Here is a 23999-nt window from a genome sequence, read left to right as displayed (position 1 = left end):
TTTTAGAGGCGCTCAAAAATAGTAGCAATACCTTGACCGCCACCAATACACATTGTTACCAAAGCGTATTTGCCTTGAACACGGTGTAGTTCATGAATTGCCTTAGTTGCAATAGCCGCTCCTGAGCAACCAATTGGGTGGCCCAATGCAATCGCTCCACCATTCACGTTGGTCTTAGCTGGGTCTAAACCCAAACCTTTAGTCACGGCTAGTGCTTGAGCAGCAAAAGCTTCATTAGATTCAATCACATCGATTTGATCTAATTTGAGACCGGCGCGCTCGAGAGCTAATTTAGTTGCAGGAATTGGGCCTTCACCCATGATGTGGTTTGGCACACCAGCAACAGCATAGGACACTAAACGTGCGATTGGCTTATGACCAGCTTTCTTAGCAGTCTCAGCATCCGCCAAGACGAAGAATGCAGCGCCATCGTTAATGCCTGATGCGTTACCAGCAGTAACGGAGCCACCTTCTTTCTTAAACACGGCCTTCATCTTGCCAAGTGTTTCCATTGTAGTGTCTGGCTTGCAATGCTCGTCAGTATCAAACACGATATCGCCCTTGCGGGTCTTGATAGTGATTGGAACGATCTGAGATTTGAAGCGACCTTCTTTAATCGCATTCGCTGCACGGCGGTGTGACTCCACTGCCAATGCATCTTGCTCTTCACGTGTGAGCTTCCATTTTTCAACAAGATTTTCAGCAGTAACACCCATATGACCAACACCAAATGGATCGGTCAAAATACCAACCATCAAGTCGATCATCTTGGTATCACCCATACGCGCACCACTACGCATGGCTGGGGAACCATACATGCCACGGGACATTACTTCAACGCCACCGCCAATACCGTAGTCACAATCACCCAACATAATTTGTTGAGCAGTTGTTACGATCGCCTGCAAGCCGGAGCTACACAAGCGATTTAAGGCCATTGCCACAGATTCCATTGGCAAGCCAGCTTGAATTGAGGCTACACGTGCAACGTAACCATAGCGACTATCTGTAGGGATGGTGTTGCCTACAGTAATGTAATTAATGAGCGCAGGGTCTACGCCTGAGCGCGCAACGGCCTCTTTCATCACGATGCCGCCAAGCTCAGATGGCTCAAAACTACTGAGGGCGCCGTTAAAGGTACCAATTGCGGAACGAACTGCACTTAAGACAACGACATCACGACTCATATCAATCCCCTTTACTAAGCCCAGTTATTGGGCTGAAACTGCACTAAATATGTTGCTCAACTATCATTTTTATTCGATTCGTCAAGTTTCGGCTATTAGGTCATGCCCTTGGGAGCTAATGACTGTTGCACGAATGATTTCACCGGCGCGATAGCGTTTAGAGGGCTTGCTGGCAGGCAAAACCCTCACCAAACCATCAATTTCAGGGGCATCGCCAATAGTTCTACCAATTCCGCCTGAATCATCTACGCGATCAATGATGACCTGAACTCGTTTGCCTATTTTTTTAGCAAGTCGTTTTATAGAGATTTCCTCTGCTTTTGCCATAAAGCGAGCGCGACGTTCTTCACGAATTTCTGACGGAACGGGATTTTCCAACAGGTTGGCCGTAGCACCATCGACTGGAGAGTATGCAAAACAACCCGCTCGATCAATTTGAGCCTCATCTAAGAAATTGAGCAAATACTCAAACTCTTCTTCAGTCTCACCAGGAAAGCCTGCAATGAAAGTACTTCTGATCACCAAATCAGGACAAGCTTCACGCCAAGACATGATGCGTTCTATATTTTTCTCGCCGCTAGCAGGACGCTTCATGCGCTTTAAGACATCGGGATGCGCATGCTGCAACGGTATATCTAAGTATGGGAGAACTCCGTAACCATGCTCTGAGAATTCTGCCATCAATGGCAGCACATCATCAACGTGTGGGTATGGATAAACATAATGCAAACGTACCCATGCATGATGCTCACGCGCAATTTGATTTAAGGCATTTACCAAATCAAACATTTTGGTTTTTATAGGCTTGCCATCCCAAAAACCGGTGCGGTATTGAATATCCACACCATAGGCACTGGTGTCTTGAGAGACAACCAATAATTCTTTAACGCCCGACTCAAACAATCGCTTTGCTTCAAGCAACACATCACCAATTGGACGCGATACCAAATCACCGCGCATGTTAGGGATGATGCAAAATGTACAGCGATGATTGCAACCCTCACTAATCTTGAGATAGGCGTAATGCTTAGGGGTCAGCTTTACGCCTGCTGGTGGGACTAAATCTGTAAATGGATCATGTGGCTTGGGAAGATGCAAATGAATGGCTTGCATTACTTCATCAGTAGCGTGCGGCCCTGTAACGGCCAGGACTTTAGGGTGAATGCTCTGAATAAGATCAGAGCCGTCCGCATTCTTTCTAGCACCCAAGCAACCAGTAACAATCACCTTGCCATTTTCAGCTAGCGCCTCACCAATTGCAGAAAGACTTTCTTCAACAGCGGAATCAATAAAGCCGCAAGTATTAACCACCACCAGATCTGCGCCGGAATAATCCTTGGCAGTCTCATATCCTTCGGCACTCAGTTGCGTGAGGATGAGCTCTGAATCTACTAACGCCTTAGGGCACCCTAAGGATACAAATCCAATTTTTCCAGCCACAACTATTCTTTTTCAGTTTTGTTAGGCTGTGGCGTAAATGGAAAATTCCCAAAAATATTTTGCGAGCCCTGCATCTGCTCTTGCATCTTAATGAAGAGGTCCTTGCTTTGCTCCATATAGTTTCCCATCAAACCTTGCATGAGTGGATTCTGCAAATTCATCATTTGAGACCATGCTTCTGGAGTGCTACCAGCGCCCAAACCTTTGGTTTGATCACCAAGCTTATTGTGGATATCCACAAATGACTGCATAGTCTTCTCAAGGTAATTACCCATCAAGCCCTGCATGGAGTTTCCGTAGAAGCGAATAATTTGGGAAAGCATTTGTGAAGAGAACACAGGTGCTCCACCCGCCTCTTCCTCAAGAATAATTTGCAACAAAATATTGCGCGTTAAGTCTTCTTCAGTTTTGGCATCAACAACTTTAAAGACTTCATTTCCCATTACCAAGCTCTTGATATCTGACAGCGTGACATAGGTGCTTGTCTGGGTATCGTAGAGACGACGATTTGGGTATTTCTTGATGAGCCGATCTTCGCCTGCTCGTTTTGCACGGGTTACCATTTTTATCCTTACTCTTTACTGCATCGCAACATCAGCGTAGTTTATCCCTAGTTTGATTAAAAGGTAAATACGCTGTGTTGCGTACTGCAAATACTCCAATAATTGCTGCGGTGCAATATTAGCCTGTATGAATACCACCGTTTAATGAGAAGTCAGCACCTGTAGCGTAACCACCATCTTCAGATGCAATCCAGCAGCAGATTGAAGCGATTTCATCAGGAGTGCCCAAACGCTTCACAGGAATACCAGAAACAATCTTCTCCAAAACATCTTCGCGGATTGCCTTCACCATATCTGTTCCGATATAGCCTGGGGATACCGTATTTACAGTCACCCCCTTGGTAGCCACTTCTTGCGCTAAAGCCATCGTAAAGCCATGCAAACCCGCTTTTGCTGTCGAATAGTTACATTGACCAAACTGACCTTTTTGACCGTTTACAGAAGAAATATTAATAATGCGGCCCCAATTGTTATCAACCATGCCATCTATAACTTGCTTAGTAACATTAAATAAGGAGTTGAGGTTTGTATCAATAACTGCTTTCCATGCATCTGGAGTCATCTTACGGAATACGCTGTCACGGGTGATGCCGGCGTTATTCACCAAAACATCTACGCGACCCACTTCAGCTTTTACCTTTTCAAAAGCGGCAACCGTACTCTCCCAATCAGAAACATTACCCTCTGAAGCAATGAAGTCGTAGCCTAGAGCTTTTTGCTCTCCTAGCCAACGATCTTTACGTGGTGAATTTGGGCCGCAACCTGCGATTACCTTAAAACCATCTTTAGCAAGACGTTGACAAATAGCGGTACCAATACCACCCATACCACCAGTTACATATGCGACTTTTTGAGACATTACTTTCCCCTTTTAAAAACCTTCGTTAATTAGTTTGTGATTTCTGGTGTTGCTTTTTCTTTGACATACACACCAGGTGCTGCTTCCATTTTTTTGTACTTGGCATTACCAAAGGTAGTACTTGCTGCCTTTTTCTCGCCACCAAATTGCTCAAGCCATTTGGTGTAATCAGGCCACCAACTTCCAGGAATTTGTTTGGCGCCCTCCAGCCATTCAGCTGCGGTTGGGGAAAGCTTATTGTTTTCAAAGTAGTAGCGCTTATTCTTTGCTGGCGGATTGATCACGCCTGCAATGTGTCCAGAGGCGCCCAAGACAAAACGGTTTTTACCTTGAAGAATATGAGTGGATTCATAAGCGGATTGCCAAGGAACGATGTGGTCCTCTTGTGAAGCATATAAATATGCCGGGCATTTAATCTTGCCGAGATCAATCTTTTCGCCACAAATTTTGACTTTGCCTGGTTTAACCAAATCATTTTGCAAATAAGTGTGACGCAAATACCAGCAATACATTGCACCAGGTAAGTTCGTTGAATCGCCATTCCAATAAAGCAAATCAAATGGCGGAGGCGAATTACCTTTGAGATAGTTCTCCACAACGTAATTCCAAACCAAATCATTGGGACGCAAGAAAGAAAAGGTATTACCGAGGTCTAAGCCGGACATCATGCCGTACTTGCCGCCCTTGCCGCCGATGGTGTTCTCACGCATCTCGACCATGCCTTCATCAATAAAGACATCCAGAATGCCGGTATTGGTGAAATCTAATAAGGTAGTAAATAGGGTCAAGCTAGCAGCCGGATGCTCATCGCGAGCCGCTAACACCGCCAATGCGGAGGTGGTTAAAGTGCCACCAACGCAGAATCCCAAGACATTGATTTGCTTGGTGTCGCCAATATCTTTAACAACCTCAATCGCTTTAATAACGCCCTTACCAACATAGTCATCCCAGCTGACCTCAGCCATAGAGGCATCTGGATTTTTCCAAGAAACCAAAAATACGGTGTGACCTTGGCTCACCATATGTCGAACTACAGAGTTGTCTGGTTGCAAATCCAGAATGTAGTATTTATTGATGCATGGTGGCACCATTAAATAAGGACGCTCAAATACTTGCTCGGTTAATGGCGTGTATTGAATTAATTCAAAAAGATCATTGCGGAACACCACATGACCTTCGGTTGTGGCAATATTTTTTCCAACCTCGAAGGCAGACTCATCTGTTTGAGAGACCTTGCCTTTTTTCATATCTCCCAATAAGTTCACAATCCCTTTTTGAATGGACTGACCTTGAGAGCTAATGATGCTCTCCAAAACTTCTGGGTTGGTTGCGATAAAGTTGGATGGTGAAAGCGCATCAATCATCTGCTCAGTTGTGAACAGAATTTTCTGTTTGGACTTTTCGTCTGTTTCCACAGCTTTAGCTAAAGCCATTAAATGCTTAGAGTTCAGCAAGTAAGTTGCAGCAATGACTTTGCTCCATGAGGAATGCCATGCCTTTCCTGCGAAACGACGATCTTTAACTTCAATCGCTTCAGGATTGGTAGCGATGTGCGCTAGCTCTGTGAAATATTCTTTTTGGATTTCAGATAAACGCTCTGGCGGAATTAGCGCCATATGATGCGGCGCCAAAGATGGCGTTGCACCGGTATTCATGCCTGCAAACATAGTAGTCTCTTCGATTAATTAGAGACATTCTCCGCCCTTAAGCACTATAGAGTTATACGCAATAACCCTAGCCCTAGAGAGAATCTAGTAGTTACCCTCATAGAATGACGCGTTAATTATTTTGCAATCCAGATAGCCGAAGCAAATCTACCTGTTTCACCATCACGCCTGTAGGAAAAAAACTGCTCACCGTCTCTCACAGTGCAGTATTCACCACCAAATATTGATGTCACTCCACAGGCATGCAGACGATCTCTAGCCAAACGATAAATATCAGCTAAAAATTTTCCAGGTTTACCAGCAATAGGCTTAAATGCGCTCTCCGAGAAAGGTAATTCAGAATCTCTAAATGCTTTTACAACATCCTCGCCCACTTCAAATGACTCTGGTCCTATTGCAGGCCCCAGCCAGACTTGCAAATCAGATGCCGAGCTTTCTTTAGATAGGCGCAGCATTTCAGCGACGGTGCTCTCCAAAACTCCAGCGTAAAGTCCCCTCCAGCCTGCATGTGCCGCACCAACAACAGTTCCTTTTGAATTGGTAAACAACGCTGGCAAACAATCCGCAGTCATGATCACTAGGACTTCATTCGCGAGATTGGTGACTGATGCATCAGCATCGATCACATCAACTGATTTTGCTCTACGTGTTTCAGGGGTGCTTACTACCGTGCTATGTGTTTGCTTAAGCCACAAAGGATTATTAGGCAAGGTCTTGGTGAAGATCGCTCTATTTGCCAATACCTTTTCAAGATGGTCGCCGACATGATCGCCCAAGTTTAAAGAATCATAAGGGGGTGCACTTATCCCACCAGTTCGCGTACTAACTTGCGTTTTTACAGAAGCTGGGGCTTGCCACTGAGGATTTATCAAACTCATGCTTCCGATTCATTTTGTATGGAGGCTAGGACCACAGCCTCTTTGGGCAGGACTTCCTCGCCCATCTCTAATTGAGGCAACAAATCTAATATGTCCTGCGGAGGAAGTCGGAACCAAGTCATCAATTCGTTTTTCACTGGATGCTGAAGACTTAATGCAAAAGCATGCAAGGCTTGGCGACTAAATTGAATATCTTTTGCTATCCCTGGTGTCTTTTTGCGATAGACAGGATCGCCCACTAATGGAAAGCCTAGTGATTCCAGATGAACCCGAATTTGATGAGTACGCCCAGTTTCTAGGCGACACTCTAGTAGGGTTACTGCAGCCTCTTTGACAAGCCCTTTGGCTAAACGACGAAACAAAGTAGCGGCAGGCTTACCTTGGGGGCTGCCTGCAGCCATTTTGAGGCGATCGCGCTGATCACGACCAACGGAAGCCAAAACCTTTCCTTGACTTGGTGCATCCCCCCAAACCCACGCTAAATAGCGACGCCCTACTGTTCTATCTTGTAATTGGCGAACTAAGGAGGTTTGCGCTAGAGAAGTTCTTGCTACGACCATCAGACCTGAGGTGTCTTTATCTAGGCGATGGACAATCCCTGCTCTGGGAAGCATCTTTAATTCAGGATAGTGAAAAAGAAGCCCATTTAGCAAAGTGCCAGACCAGTTGCCAGCAGCTGGGTGGACCACTAAACCAGGTGGTTTATTGACCACAATGATGTCTTCATCCTCATAAACCACATCTAAAGGGATGTTATCAGGACTAAATGCAAATTGCTCGGGCATTTCCTGCGGAAACACCTTAATACTCTCACCACCCCTAAGTAGATAGCGGGCTTTGGTAACCCTTCCATCCACCATTACCGCCCCAGCCTCAACCCAAGCTTTTAGACGATTACGCGAATAATCAGGCAAAAAGCTCGCCAACACCTTATCTAGGCGTTCGCCAGCCATCTCCGTAGATATTTCTAGGGAGATGAAATCCTCATCATCGATATAATCAATGGGATTCGATTCAGGAGTTTGCGGCAATGCCACGCTTAGAAAGCCTTTCAGTTATGTCCGACGTAATATCAGACGCCAGTTTAAGGCTTGCTGGGAATTCTTCCACACAAAGAATGCGTCGTAACCTAGGCAACATGCCAATCACCCTCCTTTTGGCTTTGCTTTTCGCCTTGACCCTCTTGAGTGGTTGCGCAGGTAGTGACGGCAATAAAGACGATACCGATATTTGGTCAGAAGCAAAACTATATTCAGAAGGCACTGATAAGTTAAACGACGGTGACTTTGCTAAGTGCGGAAAATACTTTGAAAAGCTTGAGGCTCGCTTTCCATTCGGCCCATATTCTCAACAAGCACAAATTAATGCGGCTTATTGTTATTGGAAGGCCCAGGAGCAAACTCAAGCACTGGTAGCTATTGATCGCTTTATTAAATTGCACCAAGGCAGCCCAAATCTCGACTACGCTTATTACTTAAAAGGCCTCATCACTTTTAATGACGATTTAGGGTGGCTAGGGAAATTTACCGGTCAAGATTTAAGCGAGCGCGATCCCAAAGCTGCTAAAGAAGCATTTGAATCTTTCAAGGTAGTTGTTGAGCGTTTCCCTAATAGTAAATATGCGCCAGATGCTTTAGATCGCATGCGATATATCGTTAACTCACTGGCTGAAGCCGATGTCATCGTAGCGCGCTTTTACTATCAGCGTGGCGCTTATTTGGCTGCTGCGAATCGCGCTCAATTAGTCATTCGAGATTATGACCGCGCACCCGCCGTTGAAGAGGCACTTTACATTCTGACCAAGTCATACGAAAAGCTTGGCATGACCCAATTAAGTAATGACTCTGCGCGTGTATTTAAACTCAACTTCCCTGATAGCGACATGATGACAACTGGTCAACGCGTTAAAAATGAGCGTAGATGGTGGCAGATCTGGAATAAGTAATACATGCACATTAGTTACATTTAAAAATCCTCCGAATCGGAGGATTTTTTATTTGATGGCTACAGGCACTCTAGGGGCTAGCGCACAGAGCAATTCATAACCAATCGTGTCGCTCATGTACGCAACATTATCTACTGGTACTTTGTCACCCCACAGCTGAACAGCGGTACCAATGTTTGCATTAGGCGCTTTGCGCAAATCGATCGTCAACATATCCATCGACACCCTTCCCACTAAAGGGCAAACTACACCCTCCTCGCCTTGAGCAACCCAAACAGGCGTACCGTCTTTGGCGTGCCGTGGATAACCATCCGCATAGCCACAAGCAACGATACCTACACGCATAGCTTCTGTAGATTCATAGCGACCACCATAACCAATGCGATCACCTTTCTGAAGGTCCTGAATATCAATAATTTCACTGTGTAATTGCATTACCGCTTGCAGATTCGCATGTTCAATATCAGCATGCAGCCCTGTTGGTGAGGCGCCATAAAGCATGACACCAGGACGAACCCAATCACCCAATGCATTTCGGTGCCACAAAATAGCCGCTGAATTGGCTAGTGAAGTTGAGCCTTCTAGCCCTTCAATAGTTTGGTTAAACAACTCTTGCTGAGCACCAACTGTCGGAGATTGATCAACTTGATCCGCATTAGCAAAATGCGTCATATGGTGCATGTGATAGCCAGCACCATGTAAACGGTGAAATGCCATTATGTAAGCATCAGGCTTAAACCCCAAACGGTTCATGCCGGAATTCATTTTGAGAAAGACATTAAATGGCTTATGGTTTTTGGCTTTAAAACGCTCAAGCCACTCTACTTGGGCTTCGCAATGAACCACTAAATCACAAGCCAACTCCTCTGCAAGGCTGAGCTCATTTTCATGAAAAAAACCTTCTAAAAGCAGTATTCGGCCCTTCCAGCCATGTTGACGCAGCCATGCTGCATCCTGAATATCCAATAAGGCAAAGCCATCTGTAGAGGCAAGGCCCTTAAGGGCAGCATCAAAGCAATGGCCGTAGGCTCGAGCCTTAATAACCGACCAGATCTTGGACTCTGGCGCCAATTCTCGAACTCGGTTTAAATTATGCTGAAAGGCGGCAGTATGAATAGATGCCAAAATTGGTCTATTAATCAGGCCGTTAGCTGAATCACCCATAATCACCCCTCCTTTCATGTTTTAATTGTAGTAATGACTAGATTGTACGAATGAACCGTAGCTTTTACATCATTATGGCGGCGCAATTTTTTTCGTCGCTTGCTGATAATGCTCTCCTGATAGCGGCTATCGCCCTCCTGGCCCAGCTCCATGCTCCGGCCTGGATGACCCCTTTGCTCAAATTGTTCTTTGTGCTGTCCTACGTGCTCTTGGCAGCCTTTGTTGGCGCCTTTGCTGATTCCCGCCCTAAGGGCAACGTCATGTTCATTACAAACACGATTAAATTCGTCGGCTGCGTGGCCATGCTCTTTGGAAGCCACCCTTTGCTCTCATATGCCATTGTTGGCTTGGGAGCAGCCGCATACTCACCTGCAAAGTACGGAATTTTGACTGAACTGCTTCCACCTGAAAAATTGGTCGCCGCCAACGGCTGGATTGAGGGCTTAACAGTTGGATCCATTATTTTGGGCACGGTTTTGGGTGGTGTTCTTATTAGCACCACAGTCTCCCAAAGTCTGCTTGCCTTGGATATGCCGACTTTCGAGACCGGCATTGATACACCGGCTGAATCAGCAATCATGATCATCATGATGATTTATGTTGTTGCAGCACTAATCAACTTAAAGATTCCAGATACTGGCGCACGTTACGTTTCCCAAAAGACCAATCCTATTGAATTGATAAAGGATTTCGCCATTTGCTTTAAAACACTTTGGAATGATCGTCTTGGTCAAATCTCCTTAGCGGTTACCACTTTATTCTGGGGTGCCGGCGCTACCCTGCAATTTATTGTGATTAAGTGGGCGCAAGTAGCTCTTCATATGAATTTATCTCAGGGCGCCATTTTGCAAGCTATCTCAGCTGTGGGCGTAGCTGGTGGCGCCGTCTATGCCGCATGGCGCATTCCTTTGCGCAAATCCTTGAATGTATTGCCCTATGGCGTTGCGATGGGTTTAGTGGTCTGCGTGATGGCAGTCTACAACTCTGATTTATTACCTAATACGAGCATTTTTAGCTTCGGTAAGTTTGACGTTACCCTGAATTTATTGCCTGCTTATTTATTATTGATTCTTGTGGGTTGGTTGGCGGGGTACTTCGTAGTGCCAATGAACGCGCTACTGCAACATCGCGGTCACGTACTCATGTCAGCAGGTCACTCCATTGCCGTGCAGAACTTCAATGAAAATATTTCAGTATTGATGATGCTCTTAATCTACTCATTGCTTATTTGGTTGGATGTACCAATTCAAATTGTGATCATCGGATTTGGCGTAGCTGTAAGTTTGATTATGTGGTTGGTTATCAAGCGACACGCCAGAAACCAAGCGGAATATGACTCTATGCATCTAATCGGCGAGCATAAGCACTAAGCTTATCCCCAAAAGTTTAGATATTTTGCAGCACCGATCGAGCCATCAATAAATCCTGCCAAAGCATGGCCTTCTCTTTTGGCTTTGTGAGCACTTGATTTAACTCAAAAGAAGCAATCACTGGAATTTCTTCCTCATTACCCGTATTTAACGCAAGCACCGTTTCGCGCAACTGCGGTAGCGGATCTCTTTCACCAGTAATCTTTTGAGCAACCGGCCCACCAAATGCAATCGCCACCAAGGGTGATCCGGGGCTAACCAATTGGCCCAAGTTCTCTGAGGGATTCTTCCAGGACCACTCATTCTTGGCTAAGCCAAGTACACGAATGAGGTTTTGAAACAAAAGTTTGGCATCGCCCTGGGGTTCATTCCCAAAAAACCACCACATACCATTGCTCGCTCTTGGCGAGGCCTGCGCCTCTTGTGGAGTGACCTGATAACTTGCTGGAACAGACGATTCGGGCTGAGCTTGGATCGCATCACGAGATGTCCACTCGGTGATGCCCATTTCCTTTAAGAAGCTTGAATTATTGCTCATGCCTCTAGCTTAATCGATTTAGCAAAGACAAGAGCGTCTTCTCGTCCACCAGTTTCTGGGCTTGCAGGGTAATAATTTTTTCGAATACCAATTTGCTCGTAACCCAATTTTTGATAAAGGGCTAATGCAGCTTCATTGGTTGGCCTTACCTCCAGAATGATTCGTGGCATTTTTTGCTGAAAAGCTACGCCCTCTATAGCAGCCATCATTCTTTGTCCCAGACCTAACTTACGTAAATGCGGGGAAACTGTGATGTTAAGGAGATGCAATTCATCTACAGCAGGAAACAAGATGCAATATGCCCATAGGACTGCCGGATCTAAATAGGACCCCTTCACCACTTGATCTGCTTGCGGTCGAATGCAATAAGCCCAATGACCGGCGGCTAATGAATCTGAAAAGTTACCTCTAGTCCAAGGGTGAACATGAGAGACGGATTCGATCTTCAGGACATCATCCAAGTCCGCCTGCTGCATGGGCAAGAAAGAGAGTTCTGCAGCGCCTTCAGCTGTTGCGTGCTTTGACATTACCTCTTACTCTCTTCCCGTTCGGCAGTAGTAAATGCCACCTTATCTCGCACATACAAGGGCTCTAGTTGTCGAACTTCATAATGCACGCCATCTTTCAGTGACTGCTGCGCACACCTCAAAATACCCAATGCGGAAATGGAGATATCTGGATCGATTGGGCCCGTAAATTGCGGTAAGTGTTGGGCGTAAGCATTTAAAGCGCTACCTGCAAGGAATTGCACTCCTTCCAAATTCAGATCATCTGGCTTTGTCAGGTGAATATCACCAATGCGATTTGGCAAGCGCTTCTCTTGAATATCATAAGAAGCCCAATAAACCTCTTCCATCCGGGCATCAATCGCAATCATCAATCTTTGAGGATGAGAGGATTTGAATGCTGCTGAATCTAAAAGTTGGGCGGCGATGGCGTCAAGGCTGCATACCGGCACTACCGCAATGTTTTGCGATATAGCCAAGCCCTGCACTGTGGCAACACCTAAACGTACGCCAGTAAACGCACCAGGACCGATACCTACGGCAATAGCATCTAGGTCTTTCAGAGAAGATTTTGCATCGCTTAGGAGCGACTCAATCCACGGCAACAACAATTGACTGGCACCGGCTGTGACGGCTTCATGCCTGAATTGCACTGCTTGACCCTCTAACGATAAAGCCACCGAACACCATGCTGAGGAGGTGTCGATGGCTAATATATTTGCCAATTTAAATCCCGTTAATTTGCTTACCAGTCCAAATTATGAACTTAATCCTGCAATAACTTCTGGAGGGGCCTGAACTAGCTCAATAAGTACCCCTTCACCACTAATTGGAAACTCGTCATTTCCTTTTGGGTGCACAAAGGTAATGTCATAGCCCGCTGCACCCTTGCGAATGCCGCCCGGTGCAAAACGTAGTCCATTGGCAGCAAGCCACTCAACTGCTTTAGGTAGGTCATCCACCCACAAACCAATGTGATTTAGGGGTGTTTGATGAACTGCCGGCTTCTTTTCAATATCGAATGGCTGCATGAGGTCAACTTCAATCTCATGCGCACCTTTACCGATTGCACAGATGTCCTCATCCACATTCTCACGTTCAGAAACAAAAGTGCTCTTATATTCAAAACCAAGCATATCAACCCATAATTTCTTGAGTCGATCTTTGTTTTCACCGCCAATAGCGATTTGCTGAATGCCTAAAATTTTGAATGGCTTAGCGCTCATAGTCGTCAACCTTTTTATTCGAAGCGAATGATCAATTGATCAACCGCCAAGCTATCACCTTCTTTAGCGCAAATTTCAGCAACCACACCATCTTGAACTGCCGATAGCGTATTTTCCATTTTCATCGCTTCGATGGAGGCTAATTTCTGACCAGCAGTAACTGCCTCACCCACTTTTACGGCAATCTTCGTCAATAGCCCTGGCATTGGGGACATCACCAACTTGGAAGTATCTGGCGGTAACTTGACTGGCATACGACGCTGGAGCTCAGCACCTAATGGGCTTAGCACCATACATTCGTAATGAACGCCATCGAGAATCAGCACATATCGCACGCCACGACGTTCAACCTGCGCAGTGATCTTGTGGGTACCGTTAATAGTAGCTTGCAGACAAATTTGGCCTGGGCGCCATTCGCTTACGATGTCATAACGACTTACGCCATCAGCATCTTCGATGTAGACGGAATAAACTCCATCTTTAAGTTCAACCCGAATAGGTACCTCATACGGGTCATTCATAGAGCCTGCTTTTTTGCCGGTCACAACAACAAATTTCTTACCAATGATCATTTCATGGCCAGCTAACTGACCATCAATCATTTGAATATGCTGAAGATAGCGATAGCGCATAAATGCTGCCAATGCCGCTAAGCGCTTAGGATCTGCAGGCTGTACTGAATCTTTCTTAAAGCCTTCTGGATACTCTTCTGCAATAAAGCCAGTTGTGAAGTCGCCATTTACAAAGCGCGGATGCTGCAACAAAGCAGCCTGAAAAGGAATGTTTGAATGAATACCGCGAATAACGAAATCATTCAGTGCGGCACGCATTTTTTCAATTGCCTCTGTACGATCCTTGCCATGAACGATCAACTTAGCGATCATGGAATCGTAGTACATCGGAATCTCACCACCTTCATACACGCCAGTATCCACACGGACACCATTAACTGACTCTGGTGGACGGTATTTCACGAGGCGGCCTGTTGAAGGCAAGAAGTTACGGAATGGGTCATCGGCGTTAATACGGCACTCCATAGACCAACCATCCAGCTTCACATCGTCTTGTTTAAATGCCAGCTTCTCACCAGCAGCAACACGAATCATTTGCTCAACTAAATCCAGGCCAGTAATGCTTTCGGTAACAGGATGCTCAACTTGCAAGCGGGTATTCATTTCAAGGAAGTAGAAAGACTTATCCTTGCCGACCACGAACTCCACGGTACCAGCAGATTGGTAATTTACGGCTTTAGCTAACGCAACCGCTTGCTCACCCATCGCTTTACGAGTAGCTGGATCGATAAAAGGCGATGGCGCCTCCTCAATTACCTTTTGATGACGACGTTGGATTGAGCAATCACGCTCATTGAGGTAAACCACGTTGCCATGAGAGTCGCCCAAAACCTGAATCTCAATATGGCGCGGGCCTTCTACAAACTTCTCAATGAAGATACGGTCATCACCGAAGCTATTCATCGCCTCTGTTTTACAGGCAGCGAAACCTTCGGCGGCCTCTTTGTCGTTAAAAGCAACACGCAGACCCTTACCGCCACCACCTGCGGATGCTTTAATCATGACCGGATATCCGATACCTTGGGCGATCTTCACAGCCTCTTCAGTAGTATCAATCGCCTCGTTATAACCAGGAATGGTATTGACCTTCGCTTCTAGAGCGAGCTTCTTAGAAGCGATCTTGTCACCCATTGCGGCGATAGATTGATATTTAGGGCCGATAAATACAATGCCTTCTTCCTCACAACGCTTAGCAAACTGCTCGTTTTCAGACAAGAAGCCATAACCAGGATGCACCGCTTCAGCACCAGTATCTTTACAAGCCTGAATAATGCGATCCATCACTAAATAGGATTCACGTGAAGGTGCTGGTCCGATACATACTGCCTCATCTGCCAACTGCACGTGACGCGCCTCTTTATCCGCTTCGGAATAAACAGCAACAGTCTTAATGCCCATCTTTTTGGCGGTGGCCATGACACGGCAAGCAATCTCACCGCGGTTAGCAATCAAAATTTTCTTAAACATTTTCGTAGTCATAATTTGTCAGCGCCTTTACAGAGGAATATTGCCGTGTTTACGCGCAGGATTCTTCAAGTCTTTGTCTTTAAGCATTGCTAGCGAACGAGCAATACGTTTGCGGGTTTCGTGAGGAAGGATGACGTCATCAATGTAGCCACGACGTCCGGCCACAAATGGATTTGCAAATTTGGCTTTGTATTCAGCTTCACGTGCTGTAATTTTTTCTGGATCAGATTTCTCTTCACGGAAAATAATTTCAACAGCGCCTTTAGGGCCCATCACAGCGATCTCAGCGGACGGCCAAGCGAAGTTCACGTCACCACGTAAATGCTTGGAGGCCATCACGTCATAAGCACCACCATAGGCCTTACGTGTAATTAAGGTTACTTTAGGAACCGTGCAATCTGCGTATGCATAGAGCAATTTCGCACCATGCTTAATGATGCCGCCGAATTCTTGGGCGGTTCCTGGCATGAAGCCTGGAACGTCAACCAAAGTAACAACCGGAATATTGAAGGCATCACAGAAGCGTACAAAACGCGCTGCCTTAATAGAAGCTTTGATATCTAAACAGCCAGCCAATACCAAAGGCTGATTGGCAACAATACCAATTGAGCGACCTTCAATGCGGGCAAAGCCAATCACAATATTTTTTGCGTAGTCAGGCTGTAATTCAAAGAACTCGCCATCATCAACAATCTTCTCAATCAACTCTTTCATGTCGTACGGTTGATTTGGATTCGATGGCACCAATGTATCTAAAGAGAAATCTGGCTCTTCGGTGCGATTAGCACCCTTAATCAAAGGCGGCTTCTCACGGTTAGAGAGTGGCAAGTAGTTGAAGAAGCGACGCAACATCATAAGTGCATCGACATCGTTGTCAAATGCGAGATCGCATACGCCTGAAACTGTTGAATGCGTTACAGCACCACCCAATTCTTCGGCAGTGACGTCTTCATGAGTAACAGTCTTAACCACTTCAGGACCAGTCACGAACATGTAGGAGCTATCTTTGACCATGAAAATGAAGTCGGTCAAGGCCGGAGAGTAAACCGCGCCACCAGCAGATGGGCCCATGATCAAGGAAATCTGTGGAATCACGCCAGACGCAGTAACGTTGCGCTGGAAAATTTCAGCATAGCCGCCAAGAGATGCAACACCCTCTTGAATACGTGCACCACCAGAGTCATTTAAACCAATAACAGGCGCACCGACTTTAAGGGCTTGATCCATGATTTTGCAGATCTTTTCAGCATGAGCTTCAGATAAGGAGCCGCCAAGCACGGTGAAGTCTTGTGAAAACACAAATACCAAACGGCCGTTAATCATTCCATAACCAGTGACAACGCCATCGCCAGGAACAGTTTGATCACCCATACCAAAGTCATGGCAACGGTGCTCAACAAACATATCCCACTCTTCGAATGTGCCAGCATCTAGCAAGAGCTCAATACGCTCGCGCGCAGTTAACTTGCCTTTTGCATGTTGAGCCTGAATACGCTTTTGCCCGCCACCCAATCGGGCAAGCTCACGCTTGGCTTCCAGTTGTTGAATGATTTCCTTCATTTCCTGCTCCTTAGAAAAATTCATGCCCCATGGCTTCCAGCAGTCGTCTTGCTGCTACTGAAGCGGCCATAGTTCCTTGGTTTACTTGCGCCACCAAACTTGGTAGAAGCGCCTGTACGGCTTCATTACTACGAAATGCGTTCTTCAATCCAGCATCAATGCGATCCCACATCCACGCACCTGCTTGTTGTTGGCGACGGGATTCAAATTTTCCATTTGCCTTTTGTAATTTTTCAAAATGGGAAACCTTGTCCCAAAGCTCTGGCACACCTTTGCCTTCGAGAGCACTTAAGGTCATTACCTGTGGATGCCAAAACTCTTTATCGTGTGAGGCGTGATCAGGATTGCCCTGGAATCCCAATAGGCGCAATGAACTCGTGATGAATAGCTGGGCGCGCATTGCAGCATCTGGATCAATATCCACTTTGTTAATCACAATCAGATCGGCGATTTCCATGACGCCTTTTTTAATTGCCTGAAGATCATCGCCAGCATTCGGTAACTGCAATAACAAGAACATATCGGTCATGCCAGCAACCGCGATTTCACTCTGCCCTACACCAACCGTCTCAACAATGATGACGTCAAAACCTGCGGCCTCAGCAACTAACATGGCTTCACGCGTCTTCTCGGCTACGCCGCCCAAAGTACAAGAAGACGGGCTTGGACGTATAAAGGCATTCTCTAGAACGGATAATCTCTCCATACGCGTCTTATCGCCCAAAATCGATCCACCAGAAATACTGGAAGAAGGATCGATCGCTAAGACAGCTACTCGATGCCCCCTTTCGATCAGGTAAAGACCCAAGGACTCAATTAAGGTCGACTTACCTACACCTGGTACACCTGAGATGCCGAGGCGGAATGATTTGCCCGTTTTAGGCAATAAAGAATTGAGTACGTCATCAGCGCGATGACGGTGATCTAGGCGTGTTGACTCAAGCAAAGTAATGATCTTTGCCAGTGCGCGGCGCTGTTTAAGCGATGGCGCACCAGTGATATCATTCACCAGAGCTTGATCAGCAGCTTCGAGCATGCCTATGATCCGTATTAAGCAGGTTTAACAGACTTGCGAATTTGCTCAAGCACATCCTTGGCTGAAGCCGGAATAGGTGTACCTGGTCCGTAGATTCCTTTAACGCCTGCCTCATAGAGGAATTCGTAATCTTGCCTTGGAATCACACCGCCAACGAACACGATGATGTCATCTGAGCCTTGTTTTTTCAATTCGGCAATGATGGCCGGAACCAATGTCTTATGCCCAGCTGCCAAAGTAGAAACTCCTAAGGCATGTACGTCATTCTCAATCGCTTGGCGAGCACATTCTTCAGGCGTTTGGAATAAAGGTCCGATATCTACGTCAAAGCCTAAGTCAGCATAGGCGGTAGCAACGACTTTAGCGCCGCGGTCATGGCCATCTTGACCTAGCTTGGCGATCATCACACGAGGACGACGACCAAAGTCTTTTGCAAAGTCGGCAATTTCAGTTTGGAGTTTTGCCCAGCCTTCAGCTGAGTCATAAGCGGCTGCATACACACCGGTCACCTTTTGAGTATCGGCGCGATGGCGCCCGTAAACTTTTTCCAACGCATCAGAAACTTCACCAACAGTTGCACGCAAACGAATCGCGTTTACTGCAAGCTCCAAGAGATTTCCCGAGTTATCTTCTGCAGCCTTGGTTAAAGCATCTAATGCAGCCTGTACTTTTTGAGAATCACGTTTTGCCTTGATATCTTTGAGACGAGCTACCTGACCTTCACGCACTTTGTCGTTATCGATCATCAATACATCAACTAGATCTTCTTTGCCGAGCTTGTATTTATTAACTCCAACAATCACATCAGAGCCTGAGTCAATCTTGGCTTGTTTTTCAGCGGCAGCTGCTTCGATTTTCAGCTTAGCCCAACCACTTTCAACTGCCTTGGTCATGCCGCCCATAGCTTCTACTTCTTGAATGATTTCCCAGGCTTTATCAGCCATCTCTTGAGTCAGGTTTTCCATCATGTATGAACCTGCCCATGGATCGATCACGCTCGGGATATGGGTTTCTTCTTGCAGGATCAATTGTGTATTACGGGCAATACGGCTGGAGAACTCAGAAGGAAGTGCAATCGCTTCATCCAATGAGTTGGTATGCAATGACTGCGTGCCGCCAAATACGGCAGCCATCGCCTCGACTGTAGTTCTCACAACGTTGTTGTATGGATCTTGTTCAGTTAGGGACCAGCCAGAAGTTTGGCAATGCGTACGGAGCATCAAAGACTTTGGATTCTTAGGCTCGAAGGATTTCATAATGCGCCACCACAGCAAGCGTGCAGCGCGCAACTTGGCAACTTCTAAGTAGAAGTTCATGCCAATTGCAAAAAAGAATGAAAGGCGTCCAGCAAAGCCGTCCACATCCAATCCCTTGGCTAGCGCTGTCTTTACATACTCTTTACCGTCAGCTAATGTGAAAGCCAATTCCAAAACTTGGTTAGCCCCCGCCTCTTGCATGTGATAACCCGAAATCGAAATCGAGTTGAACTTAGGCATATGCTTAGCGGTGTACTCAATGATGTCGCCGATGATGCGCATTGATGGCTCTGGTGGGTAAATATAGGTATTACGCACCATGAACTCTTTCAGAATATCGTTCTGAATGGTTCCTGATAATTGCTCTTGCTTAACGCCTTGCTCTTCACCAGCAACGATGTAGCCAGCCAACACAGGCAATACTGCGCCGTTCATCGTCATCGAAACAGACACTTTGTCCAATGGAATGCCATCAAACAAGATCTTCATATCTTCTACGGAATCAATCGCAACACCGGCCTTACCAACGTCACCAGTAACGCGAGGATGATCTGAGTCGTAACCACGATGCGTTGCTAAGTCAAACGCAACGGATACGCCTTGACCACCAGCATCTAATGCTTTGCGATAGAAAGCATTGGATTCTTCGGCAGTTGAAAAGCCGGCATACTGACGAATGGTCCATGGACGAACTGAATACATCGTCGCTTGCGGTCCACGCACGAATGGTTCGAAACCAGGCAATGTATCGGTGTAATTGAGACCCTCAATATCCGATGATGTGTATAGAGCTTTTAGGTGAATTCCATCTGGCGTTTTCCAACCCAAGGAGTCAACATCACCATTAGGGGCTGATTTCTGGGCCGACTTTTTCCAAGCATCAAGGTCGTTATATGGAAAAGATGGCCATGAATTGTTTTCTTTAGAACTCACAAAAACTCCCGTTTAACTTTTGCTGCATTGCATCGAAATGTCCTCACATTTTGCTTGACAATTTTACAAATGTCTACATAATGTATTCATAATTATGAATACAAAACTGAATAATAGACCACTTTATGAAGACGTTGCCGATAGGCTTCGCGAGCAAATCTTTAGCAAGCAGCTAGCTCCTGGAAGCTGGCTGGATGAGCAATCTTTGGCTGATCAGTTTGGAATTAGCCGTACACCAATGCGCGAGGCCATCAAAGTTCTGGCATCCGAAGGTCTAGTTACTATCAAAATGCGCCGTGGTGCTTACGTAACTGAGGTTATCCGCAAAGATTTAGAGCAGATTTTTACGATTCTTTCCCTGCTAGAGGGTCAAGCAGCCAAAGAAACGGCTACAAAGGCAACTGAAGCCGAATTAAACCTTTTGGATCACCTGCATCATCGCTTAGAAAAAGCAGCCGCAGACCGGGATATTGAGCAATTTTTTGAAGTTAATGGCAAATTTCATGAATTAATCCAAGAAATTGCCGGAAATCGATGGATGAATGGCGTTATCGCAGATCTTCGTAAAGTTCTAAAACTTCACCGCAGAGACTCTCTCACTAGCACCGGTAGACTGCAAAACTCATTAGTAGAACATCGAGAGATTCTGAGGGCCATTCTTAAACGGGACGAGCACGCAGCAGAACTGACAATGCGCAAACATCTAGAAAGAGGACTAGAAGCGCTACGCTAATATTAATAAAGACTTTAAAAAACAAAGGCTTAGATGATTAATCTAAGCCTTTTTTGTAAGTAGACAAAGCTACCAATGTTTACTTTTTAACTACAAAGTTACCTGGTAAAGAAGCAATATAAGCAGCCATGTCTTGCAAGTCCGCATCGCTAAAGTTTTGAACTTGTGATCCCATAACAGCGTTATTGCGACCAAATTGAGCATTGCCATTGCCCACCTTGTAAGCCTTTAAAGCGTAATAAAGGTAATCAGAATACTGGCCAGCTAACTTTGGGTAAGCTGGCAGGATTGGAGCATTCAGACCAGCGCCATGGCAAGAAGCGCAATTAGCCTTCTCAACCAAAGCCTGACCTTTTTCTTTATTGGCAGCGTTTGCTACATTTACCAAACCAATGCTCGATAGCAAAACTGCAGTAATGATGGCGAATTTCATAAAAGTATCTCTATGTATCTTTATTGAATGAATTACTTCAACGGGTTATTAGGTGAGCTGGCAGTTTGCGCAGCGTAGTACTCGCCAATGTCGGCCATATCTTGATCAGACAAGCTGGCAGCAATAGAGCGCATCGTAGGATGTTTTCTTTCACCCTTTTTATAAGCAGCCAGCGCACTAGCGATGTAGGCGGCGTTTTGACCACCAATCATAGGCACCTTGTAAACCAAAGGGTAATCTGCACGGTATTCAGGAATCGAGTGGCAGCCAACACAAAGCCAAACCTTGCCGTTACCTGCTGCTGCATTACCTTTTACTTCATCAGCCTGAGCTACAGAACCAGCAAAAACCAATGCTGCAGTTACGGCCAATTGAGGAAGAATGGAGAGTTTTTTCATAGAAATCATTATTAATGAGTTTGATTTAGATCAATTTGGGAAGAGTATAGCGGACAGACGCCCTTCCCGCCATTCTGGAGGCCAAAATCAGTAGAAACACTGAAAAATTTGACTCATTTACCTATACTGGAAGGCTTAATCCAAGACTAATTAGGTAAGTAAATGAGTAAACCCACCGCAAGCTCTCAAACCCGCTTTTCAGGCAGCCAAAGCTACGTTGCAACCGACGATCTGAAATTAGCTGTTAATGCCGCAATTGCTTTGCAGCGCCCTCTTTTGATTAAGGGCGAGCCTGGTACTGGAAAAACAATGCTGGCGGAAGAAGTTGCCGCCGCTCTCAATATGCCCCTTTTGCAGTGGCACATCAAATCCACCACAAAGGCCCAACAAGGACTTTATGAATACGACGCAGTCAGTCGCTTGCGCGATTCGCAGCTTGGTGATGAGAAAGTAAAGGATATACGTAACTACATTGTTAAGGGCGTACTTTGGCAAGCTTTTGAGGCAGATGAACCTACGGTATTGCTCATTGATGAAATCGATAAAGCGGATATTGAGTTTCCAAATGACTTGCTGCGTGAAATTGATCGCATGGAATTTTATGTTTATGAAACGCGTGAACTCATTAAAGCAAAGCATCGCCCGCTAGTAATCATCACCTCTAATAATGAGAAAGAGCTCCCCGATGCATTCTTGCGCCGCTGCTTTTTTCATTACATCACCTTTCCCGATGCGACGACCATGCAAAGCATCGTGGATGTTCACCACCCTAATATCAAACAAGATCTCTTGGATGCAGCCCTCAAGGCCTTTTATCAAATACGGTCATTACCAGGGTTAAAGAAAAAGCCTTCTACCTCCGAGTTAATTGATTGGCTAAAGCTTCTATTGGCTGAAGATATTCCGCCAGAGGCTTTGCATAGCAACGATGAAAAAATTGTCGTGCCGCCATTACATGGCGCTTTACTCAAGAATGAACAGGATATCCACTTGTTTGAGCGATTGGTCATGATGAATCGCAATCATCGCTAAATTAGTTATTAATAACGATTTATATTTATGTTGATTCAATTCTTCCTCAATCTGAAAGAGGCTAAAGTGCCTGTTTCAGTACGAGAGTTTTTAACTCTCCTGGAGGCTTTGAAATCAGGCGTTATCAATCCATCGATTGATGAGTTTTATCAGCTAGCTCGCATGACCCTGGTTAAAGACGAGCAGCACTTTGATCGCTTTGATCAAGTGTTTGGGAGCTACTTCAATGGCATTGAGCAAATCATTGCACTCTCCCCAGACATTCCTTTGGACTGGCTAGAGAAAAAACTTCAGCGCGTGCTGACGGAAGAAGAAAAAGCAGCACTCAAAAAATTAGGTGGGCCTGATGCACTGAAAAAGCGTCTTGAGGAACTTCTAAAAGAACAAAAAGAATGGCATGGCGGCGGCAATAAATGGATTGGCGCCGGTGGATCCTCGCCGTTTGGTCATAGCGGCTACCACCCCGAAGGAATACGTATTGGGGGTGAGAGCGCCGGCAATAGAACCGCGATTAAGGTTTGGGAAGCGCGAGAGTTTAAAGACTATGACAGTGATTTAGCTTTGGGCACTCGCAACATTAAGGTTGCTTTGCGTCGTTTGCGCCGGTTTGCCAGAGAAGGATCAACCTTAGAGCTCGACCTAGACAAAACGATTCACTCAACAGCAGCTAACGCAGGAATGCTGGATATCAAAATGCGTCCCGAGCGCCACAATCAGGTCAAAGTGCTGCTACTCATGGATGTTGGTGGCTCAATGGATGATCATATTCAGCGTATTGCTGAATTGTTCTCTGCTGCTAAAGCAGAATTTAAACATCTTGAGCACTACTATTTTCATAACTGTGTTTATGAAAACCTTTGGCAAAGTAATCGTCGCAGACGCGATCAAGCAACGCCAACCCAAGACATCATCAATAAATATGGTCCAGACTACAAGCTTATATTCGTTGGTGATGCAACGATGTCTCCTTATGAAATTCTGAGTCCGAATGGTTCAGTTGAATACAACAATAAGGAAGCAGGCGCCGTTTGGATCAATCGTTTAATTGATCACTTCCCGCACTTTGCTTGGCTTAATCCAGAACCTGAATCTATTTGGCAATATCGTCAGTCAATTGACATCATGCAAAACCTCATGAAAGATCGCATGTATCCAGTGACCTTAAATGGTCTTGAGAGTGCCATGCGTCAACTTTCCAAGTAAGATTCTGATATTCCCTTTTGAACTTATTTCTTT

23 protein-coding genes are annotated in these 23999 nt (G+C 45.7%); 5 read left to right on the top strand and 18 right to left on the bottom strand.

The features are described from left to right. Window positions 1–2 precede the first annotated feature (2 nt). The 7 genes from ICW03_RS05180 to ICW03_RS05150 form a co-directional block, all read right to left on the bottom strand. On the bottom strand, window positions 3–1187 hold the full coding sequence (locus ICW03_RS05180) for an acetyl-CoA C-acyltransferase family protein (RefSeq protein WP_215349813.1): 1185 nt from the start codon (window positions 1185–1187) through the stop codon (window positions 3–5). A gap of 81 nt (window positions 1188–1268) precedes the next feature. Further along, entirely contained in the window at window positions 1269–2627 is a 1359-nt protein-coding gene (gene rimO, locus ICW03_RS05175; RefSeq protein WP_215349810.1) for a 30S ribosomal protein S12 methylthiotransferase RimO, read from the bottom strand. Between the two features lie 2 nt (window positions 2628–2629). Continuing rightward, a complete protein-coding gene (phaR, locus tag ICW03_RS05170; RefSeq protein ID WP_215349807.1) occupies window positions 2630–3190 on the bottom strand; it encodes a polyhydroxyalkanoate synthesis repressor PhaR in 561 nt (186 codons plus the stop codon). Between the two features lie 118 nt (window positions 3191–3308). Next, the gene (locus ICW03_RS05165) at window positions 3309–4049 is read right to left on the bottom strand and encodes a 3-ketoacyl-ACP reductase (protein ID WP_215349804.1); all 741 of its coding nucleotides are present in this window, start codon (window positions 4047–4049) and stop codon (window positions 3309–3311) included. Between the two features lie 29 nt (window positions 4050–4078). Then, window positions 4079–5716 carry a class I poly(R)-hydroxyalkanoic acid synthase gene (phaC, locus tag ICW03_RS05160; RefSeq protein ID WP_215349801.1) on the bottom strand — a complete coding sequence of 546 codons (1638 nt, stop codon included), beginning with the start codon at window positions 5714–5716 and terminating at the stop codon, window positions 4079–4081. Between the two features lie 116 nt (window positions 5717–5832). Further along, complete coding sequence (pgeF, locus tag ICW03_RS05155; RefSeq protein ID WP_215349798.1) at window positions 5833–6594, bottom strand: peptidoglycan editing factor PgeF; 762 nt, start codon at window positions 6592–6594, stop codon at window positions 5833–5835. Then, window positions 6591–7631: an RluA family pseudouridine synthase gene (locus ICW03_RS05150; RefSeq protein WP_215349796.1), complete on the bottom strand. Its 1041-nt coding sequence runs from the start codon at window positions 7629–7631 to the stop codon at window positions 6591–6593. The genes pgeF and ICW03_RS05150 overlap by 4 nt, the downstream gene beginning before the upstream one ends. Window positions 7632–7711: 80 nt before the next feature. Between ICW03_RS05150 and ICW03_RS05145 the strand changes: the two genes are divergently transcribed. Beyond that, complete coding sequence (locus ICW03_RS05145; protein WP_371819913.1) at window positions 7712–8539, top strand: outer membrane protein assembly factor BamD; 828 nt, start codon at window positions 7712–7714, stop codon at window positions 8537–8539. A gap of 48 nt (window positions 8540–8587) precedes the next feature. Here ICW03_RS05145 and alr read toward each other — a convergent pair whose 3' ends face one another. Beyond that, a complete protein-coding gene (alr, locus tag ICW03_RS05140; protein WP_215350203.1) occupies window positions 8588–9679 on the bottom strand; it encodes an alanine racemase in 1092 nt (363 codons plus the stop codon). Between the two features lie 74 nt (window positions 9680–9753). On the opposite strand from alr, the gene lplT reads away from it, so the two are divergent. Next, window positions 9754–11073, top strand: a complete 1320-nt coding sequence (gene lplT / locus ICW03_RS05135) for a lysophospholipid transporter LplT (protein WP_215349793.1) — start codon at window positions 9754–9756, stop codon at window positions 11071–11073. 16 nt (window positions 11074–11089) lie between these two features. Here the strand turns inward: lplT and ICW03_RS05130 are convergent, their stop codons facing one another. Genes ICW03_RS05130 through scpA form a run of 8 tightly spaced genes read right to left on the bottom strand, consistent with a single transcriptional unit; the run spans window position 11090 to window position 20167 of the window. Next, window positions 11090–11611, bottom strand: coding sequence for a hypothetical protein (locus tag ICW03_RS05130; RefSeq protein ID WP_215349790.1), 522 nt, complete (start codon window positions 11609–11611; stop codon window positions 11090–11092). Further along, window positions 11608–12138, bottom strand: a complete 531-nt coding sequence (rimI, locus tag ICW03_RS05125) for a ribosomal protein S18-alanine N-acetyltransferase (protein ID WP_215349789.1) — start codon at window positions 12136–12138, stop codon at window positions 11608–11610. Before rimI ends, ICW03_RS05130 begins: the two co-directional genes overlap by 4 nt. Next, window positions 12138–12842 (bottom strand): tRNA (adenosine(37)-N6)-threonylcarbamoyltransferase complex dimerization subunit type 1 TsaB, encoded by a 705-nt coding sequence (gene tsaB / locus ICW03_RS05120; protein ID WP_251374475.1) that lies wholly within the window; start codon window positions 12840–12842, stop codon window positions 12138–12140. Before tsaB ends, rimI begins: the two co-directional genes overlap by 1 nt. A 33-nt stretch (window positions 12843–12875) precedes the next feature. Further along, window positions 12876–13343, bottom strand: coding sequence for a VOC family protein (locus tag ICW03_RS05115; protein ID WP_215349786.1), 468 nt, complete (start codon window positions 13341–13343; stop codon window positions 12876–12878). Between the two features lie 14 nt (window positions 13344–13357). Then, window positions 13358–15394: an acetyl-CoA carboxylase biotin carboxylase subunit gene (gene accC / locus ICW03_RS05110; RefSeq protein ID WP_251374474.1), complete on the bottom strand. Its 2037-nt coding sequence runs from the start codon at window positions 15392–15394 to the stop codon at window positions 13358–13360. A gap of 15 nt (window positions 15395–15409) precedes the next feature. Then, complete coding sequence (locus ICW03_RS05105) at window positions 15410–16942, bottom strand: acyl-CoA carboxylase subunit beta (RefSeq protein WP_215349783.1); 1533 nt, start codon at window positions 16940–16942, stop codon at window positions 15410–15412. 10 nt (window positions 16943–16952) lie between these two features. Then, window positions 16953–17978, bottom strand: coding sequence for a methylmalonyl Co-A mutase-associated GTPase MeaB (gene meaB / locus ICW03_RS05100; protein ID WP_215349780.1), 1026 nt, complete (start codon window positions 17976–17978; stop codon window positions 16953–16955). 14 nt (window positions 17979–17992) lie between these two features. Next, the gene (scpA, locus tag ICW03_RS05095; RefSeq protein ID WP_215349778.1) at window positions 17993–20167 is read right to left on the bottom strand and encodes a methylmalonyl-CoA mutase; all 2175 of its coding nucleotides are present in this window, start codon (window positions 20165–20167) and stop codon (window positions 17993–17995) included. 94 nt (window positions 20168–20261) lie between these two features. Between scpA and ICW03_RS05090 the strand changes: the two genes are divergently transcribed. After that, on the top strand, window positions 20262–20900 hold the full coding sequence (locus ICW03_RS05090; RefSeq protein WP_068322762.1) for a GntR family transcriptional regulator: 639 nt from the start codon (window positions 20262–20264) through the stop codon (window positions 20898–20900). Between the two features lie 79 nt (window positions 20901–20979). On the opposite strand, the gene ICW03_RS05085 is transcribed toward ICW03_RS05090, so the two are convergent. Next, complete coding sequence (locus ICW03_RS05085) at window positions 20980–21333, bottom strand: cytochrome c (protein ID WP_215349775.1); 354 nt, start codon at window positions 21331–21333, stop codon at window positions 20980–20982. A gap of 32 nt (window positions 21334–21365) precedes the next feature. Further along, a complete protein-coding gene (locus ICW03_RS05080; protein ID WP_251374473.1) occupies window positions 21366–21731 on the bottom strand; it encodes a cytochrome c in 366 nt (121 codons plus the stop codon). A gap of 162 nt (window positions 21732–21893) precedes the next feature. Here ICW03_RS05080 and ICW03_RS05075 point away from each other — a divergent pair, with 162 nt between their 5' ends. Next, window positions 21894–22763 carry a MoxR family ATPase gene (locus ICW03_RS05075; RefSeq protein WP_215349772.1) on the top strand — a complete coding sequence of 290 codons (870 nt, stop codon included), beginning with the start codon at window positions 21894–21896 and terminating at the stop codon, window positions 22761–22763. 27 nt (window positions 22764–22790) lie between these two features. Next, on the top strand, window positions 22791–23966 hold the full coding sequence (locus ICW03_RS05070; RefSeq protein WP_215349769.1) for a VWA domain-containing protein: 1176 nt from the start codon (window positions 22791–22793) through the stop codon (window positions 23964–23966). The last annotated feature ends 33 nt before the right edge of the window (window positions 23967–23999 follow it).

Source organism: Polynucleobacter sp. MWH-Aus1W21 (assembly GCF_018687275.1).
GTDB lineage: Bacteria > Pseudomonadota > Gammaproteobacteria > Burkholderiales > Burkholderiaceae > Polynucleobacter.
The sequence above is the reverse complement of the archived record's forward strand: the minus strand, read 5'-3'. Positions and strand labels throughout refer to the sequence as shown.

Excerpts from the sequence above, each read along its gene's own strand:
- ICW03_RS05180 (WP_215349813.1), bottom strand. The coding sequence starts at position 1,187 with ATGAGTCGTGATGTCGTTGTCTTAAGTGCAGTTCGTTCCGCAATTGGT.
- phaC (WP_215349801.1), bottom strand. The coding sequence starts at position 5,716 with ATGTTTGCAGGCATGAATACCGGTGCAACGCCATCTTTGGCGCCGCAT.
- meaB (WP_215349780.1), bottom strand. The coding sequence starts at position 17,978 with ATGCTCGAAGCTGCTGATCAAGCTCTGGTGAATGATATCACTGGTGCG.
- ICW03_RS05115 (WP_215349786.1), bottom strand. The coding sequence starts at position 13,343 with ATGAGCGCTAAGCCATTCAAAATTTTAGGCATTCAGCAAATCGCTATT.
- ICW03_RS05080 (WP_251374473.1), bottom strand. The coding sequence starts at position 21,731 with ATGAAAAAACTCTCCATTCTTCCTCAATTGGCCGTAACTGCAGCATTG.
- ICW03_RS05130 (WP_215349790.1), bottom strand. The coding sequence starts at position 11,611 with ATGAGCAATAATTCAAGCTTCTTAAAGGAAATGGGCATCACCGAGTGG.
- ICW03_RS05105 (WP_215349783.1), bottom strand. The coding sequence starts at position 16,942 with ATGAAGGAAATCATTCAACAACTGGAAGCCAAGCGTGAGCTTGCCCGA.
- ICW03_RS05085 (WP_215349775.1), bottom strand. The coding sequence starts at position 21,333 with ATGAAATTCGCCATCATTACTGCAGTTTTGCTATCGAGCATTGGTTTG.
- ICW03_RS05075 (WP_215349772.1), top strand. The coding sequence starts at position 21,894 with ATGAGTAAACCCACCGCAAGCTCTCAAACCCGCTTTTCAGGCAGCCAA.
- pgeF (WP_215349798.1), bottom strand. The coding sequence starts at position 6,594 with ATGAGTTTGATAAATCCTCAGTGGCAAGCCCCAGCTTCTGTAAAAACG.
- accC (WP_251374474.1), bottom strand. The coding sequence starts at position 15,394 with ATGACTACGAAAATGTTTAAGAAAATTTTGATTGCTAACCGCGGTGAG.
- ICW03_RS05090 (WP_068322762.1), top strand. The coding sequence starts at position 20,262 with ATGAATACAAAACTGAATAATAGACCACTTTATGAAGACGTTGCCGAT.
- rimI (WP_215349789.1), bottom strand. The coding sequence starts at position 12,138 with ATGTCAAAGCACGCAACAGCTGAAGGCGCTGCAGAACTCTCTTTCTTG.
- ICW03_RS05145 (WP_371819913.1), top strand. The coding sequence starts at position 7,712 with ATGCGTCGTAACCTAGGCAACATGCCAATCACCCTCCTTTTGGCTTTG.
- ICW03_RS05070 (WP_215349769.1), top strand. The coding sequence starts at position 22,791 with ATGTTGATTCAATTCTTCCTCAATCTGAAAGAGGCTAAAGTGCCTGTT.
- lplT (WP_215349793.1), top strand. The coding sequence starts at position 9,754 with ATGAACCGTAGCTTTTACATCATTATGGCGGCGCAATTTTTTTCGTCG.
- ICW03_RS05165 (WP_215349804.1), bottom strand. The coding sequence starts at position 4,049 with ATGTCTCAAAAAGTCGCATATGTAACTGGTGGTATGGGTGGTATTGGT.
- phaR (WP_215349807.1), bottom strand. The coding sequence starts at position 3,190 with ATGGTAACCCGTGCAAAACGAGCAGGCGAAGATCGGCTCATCAAGAAA.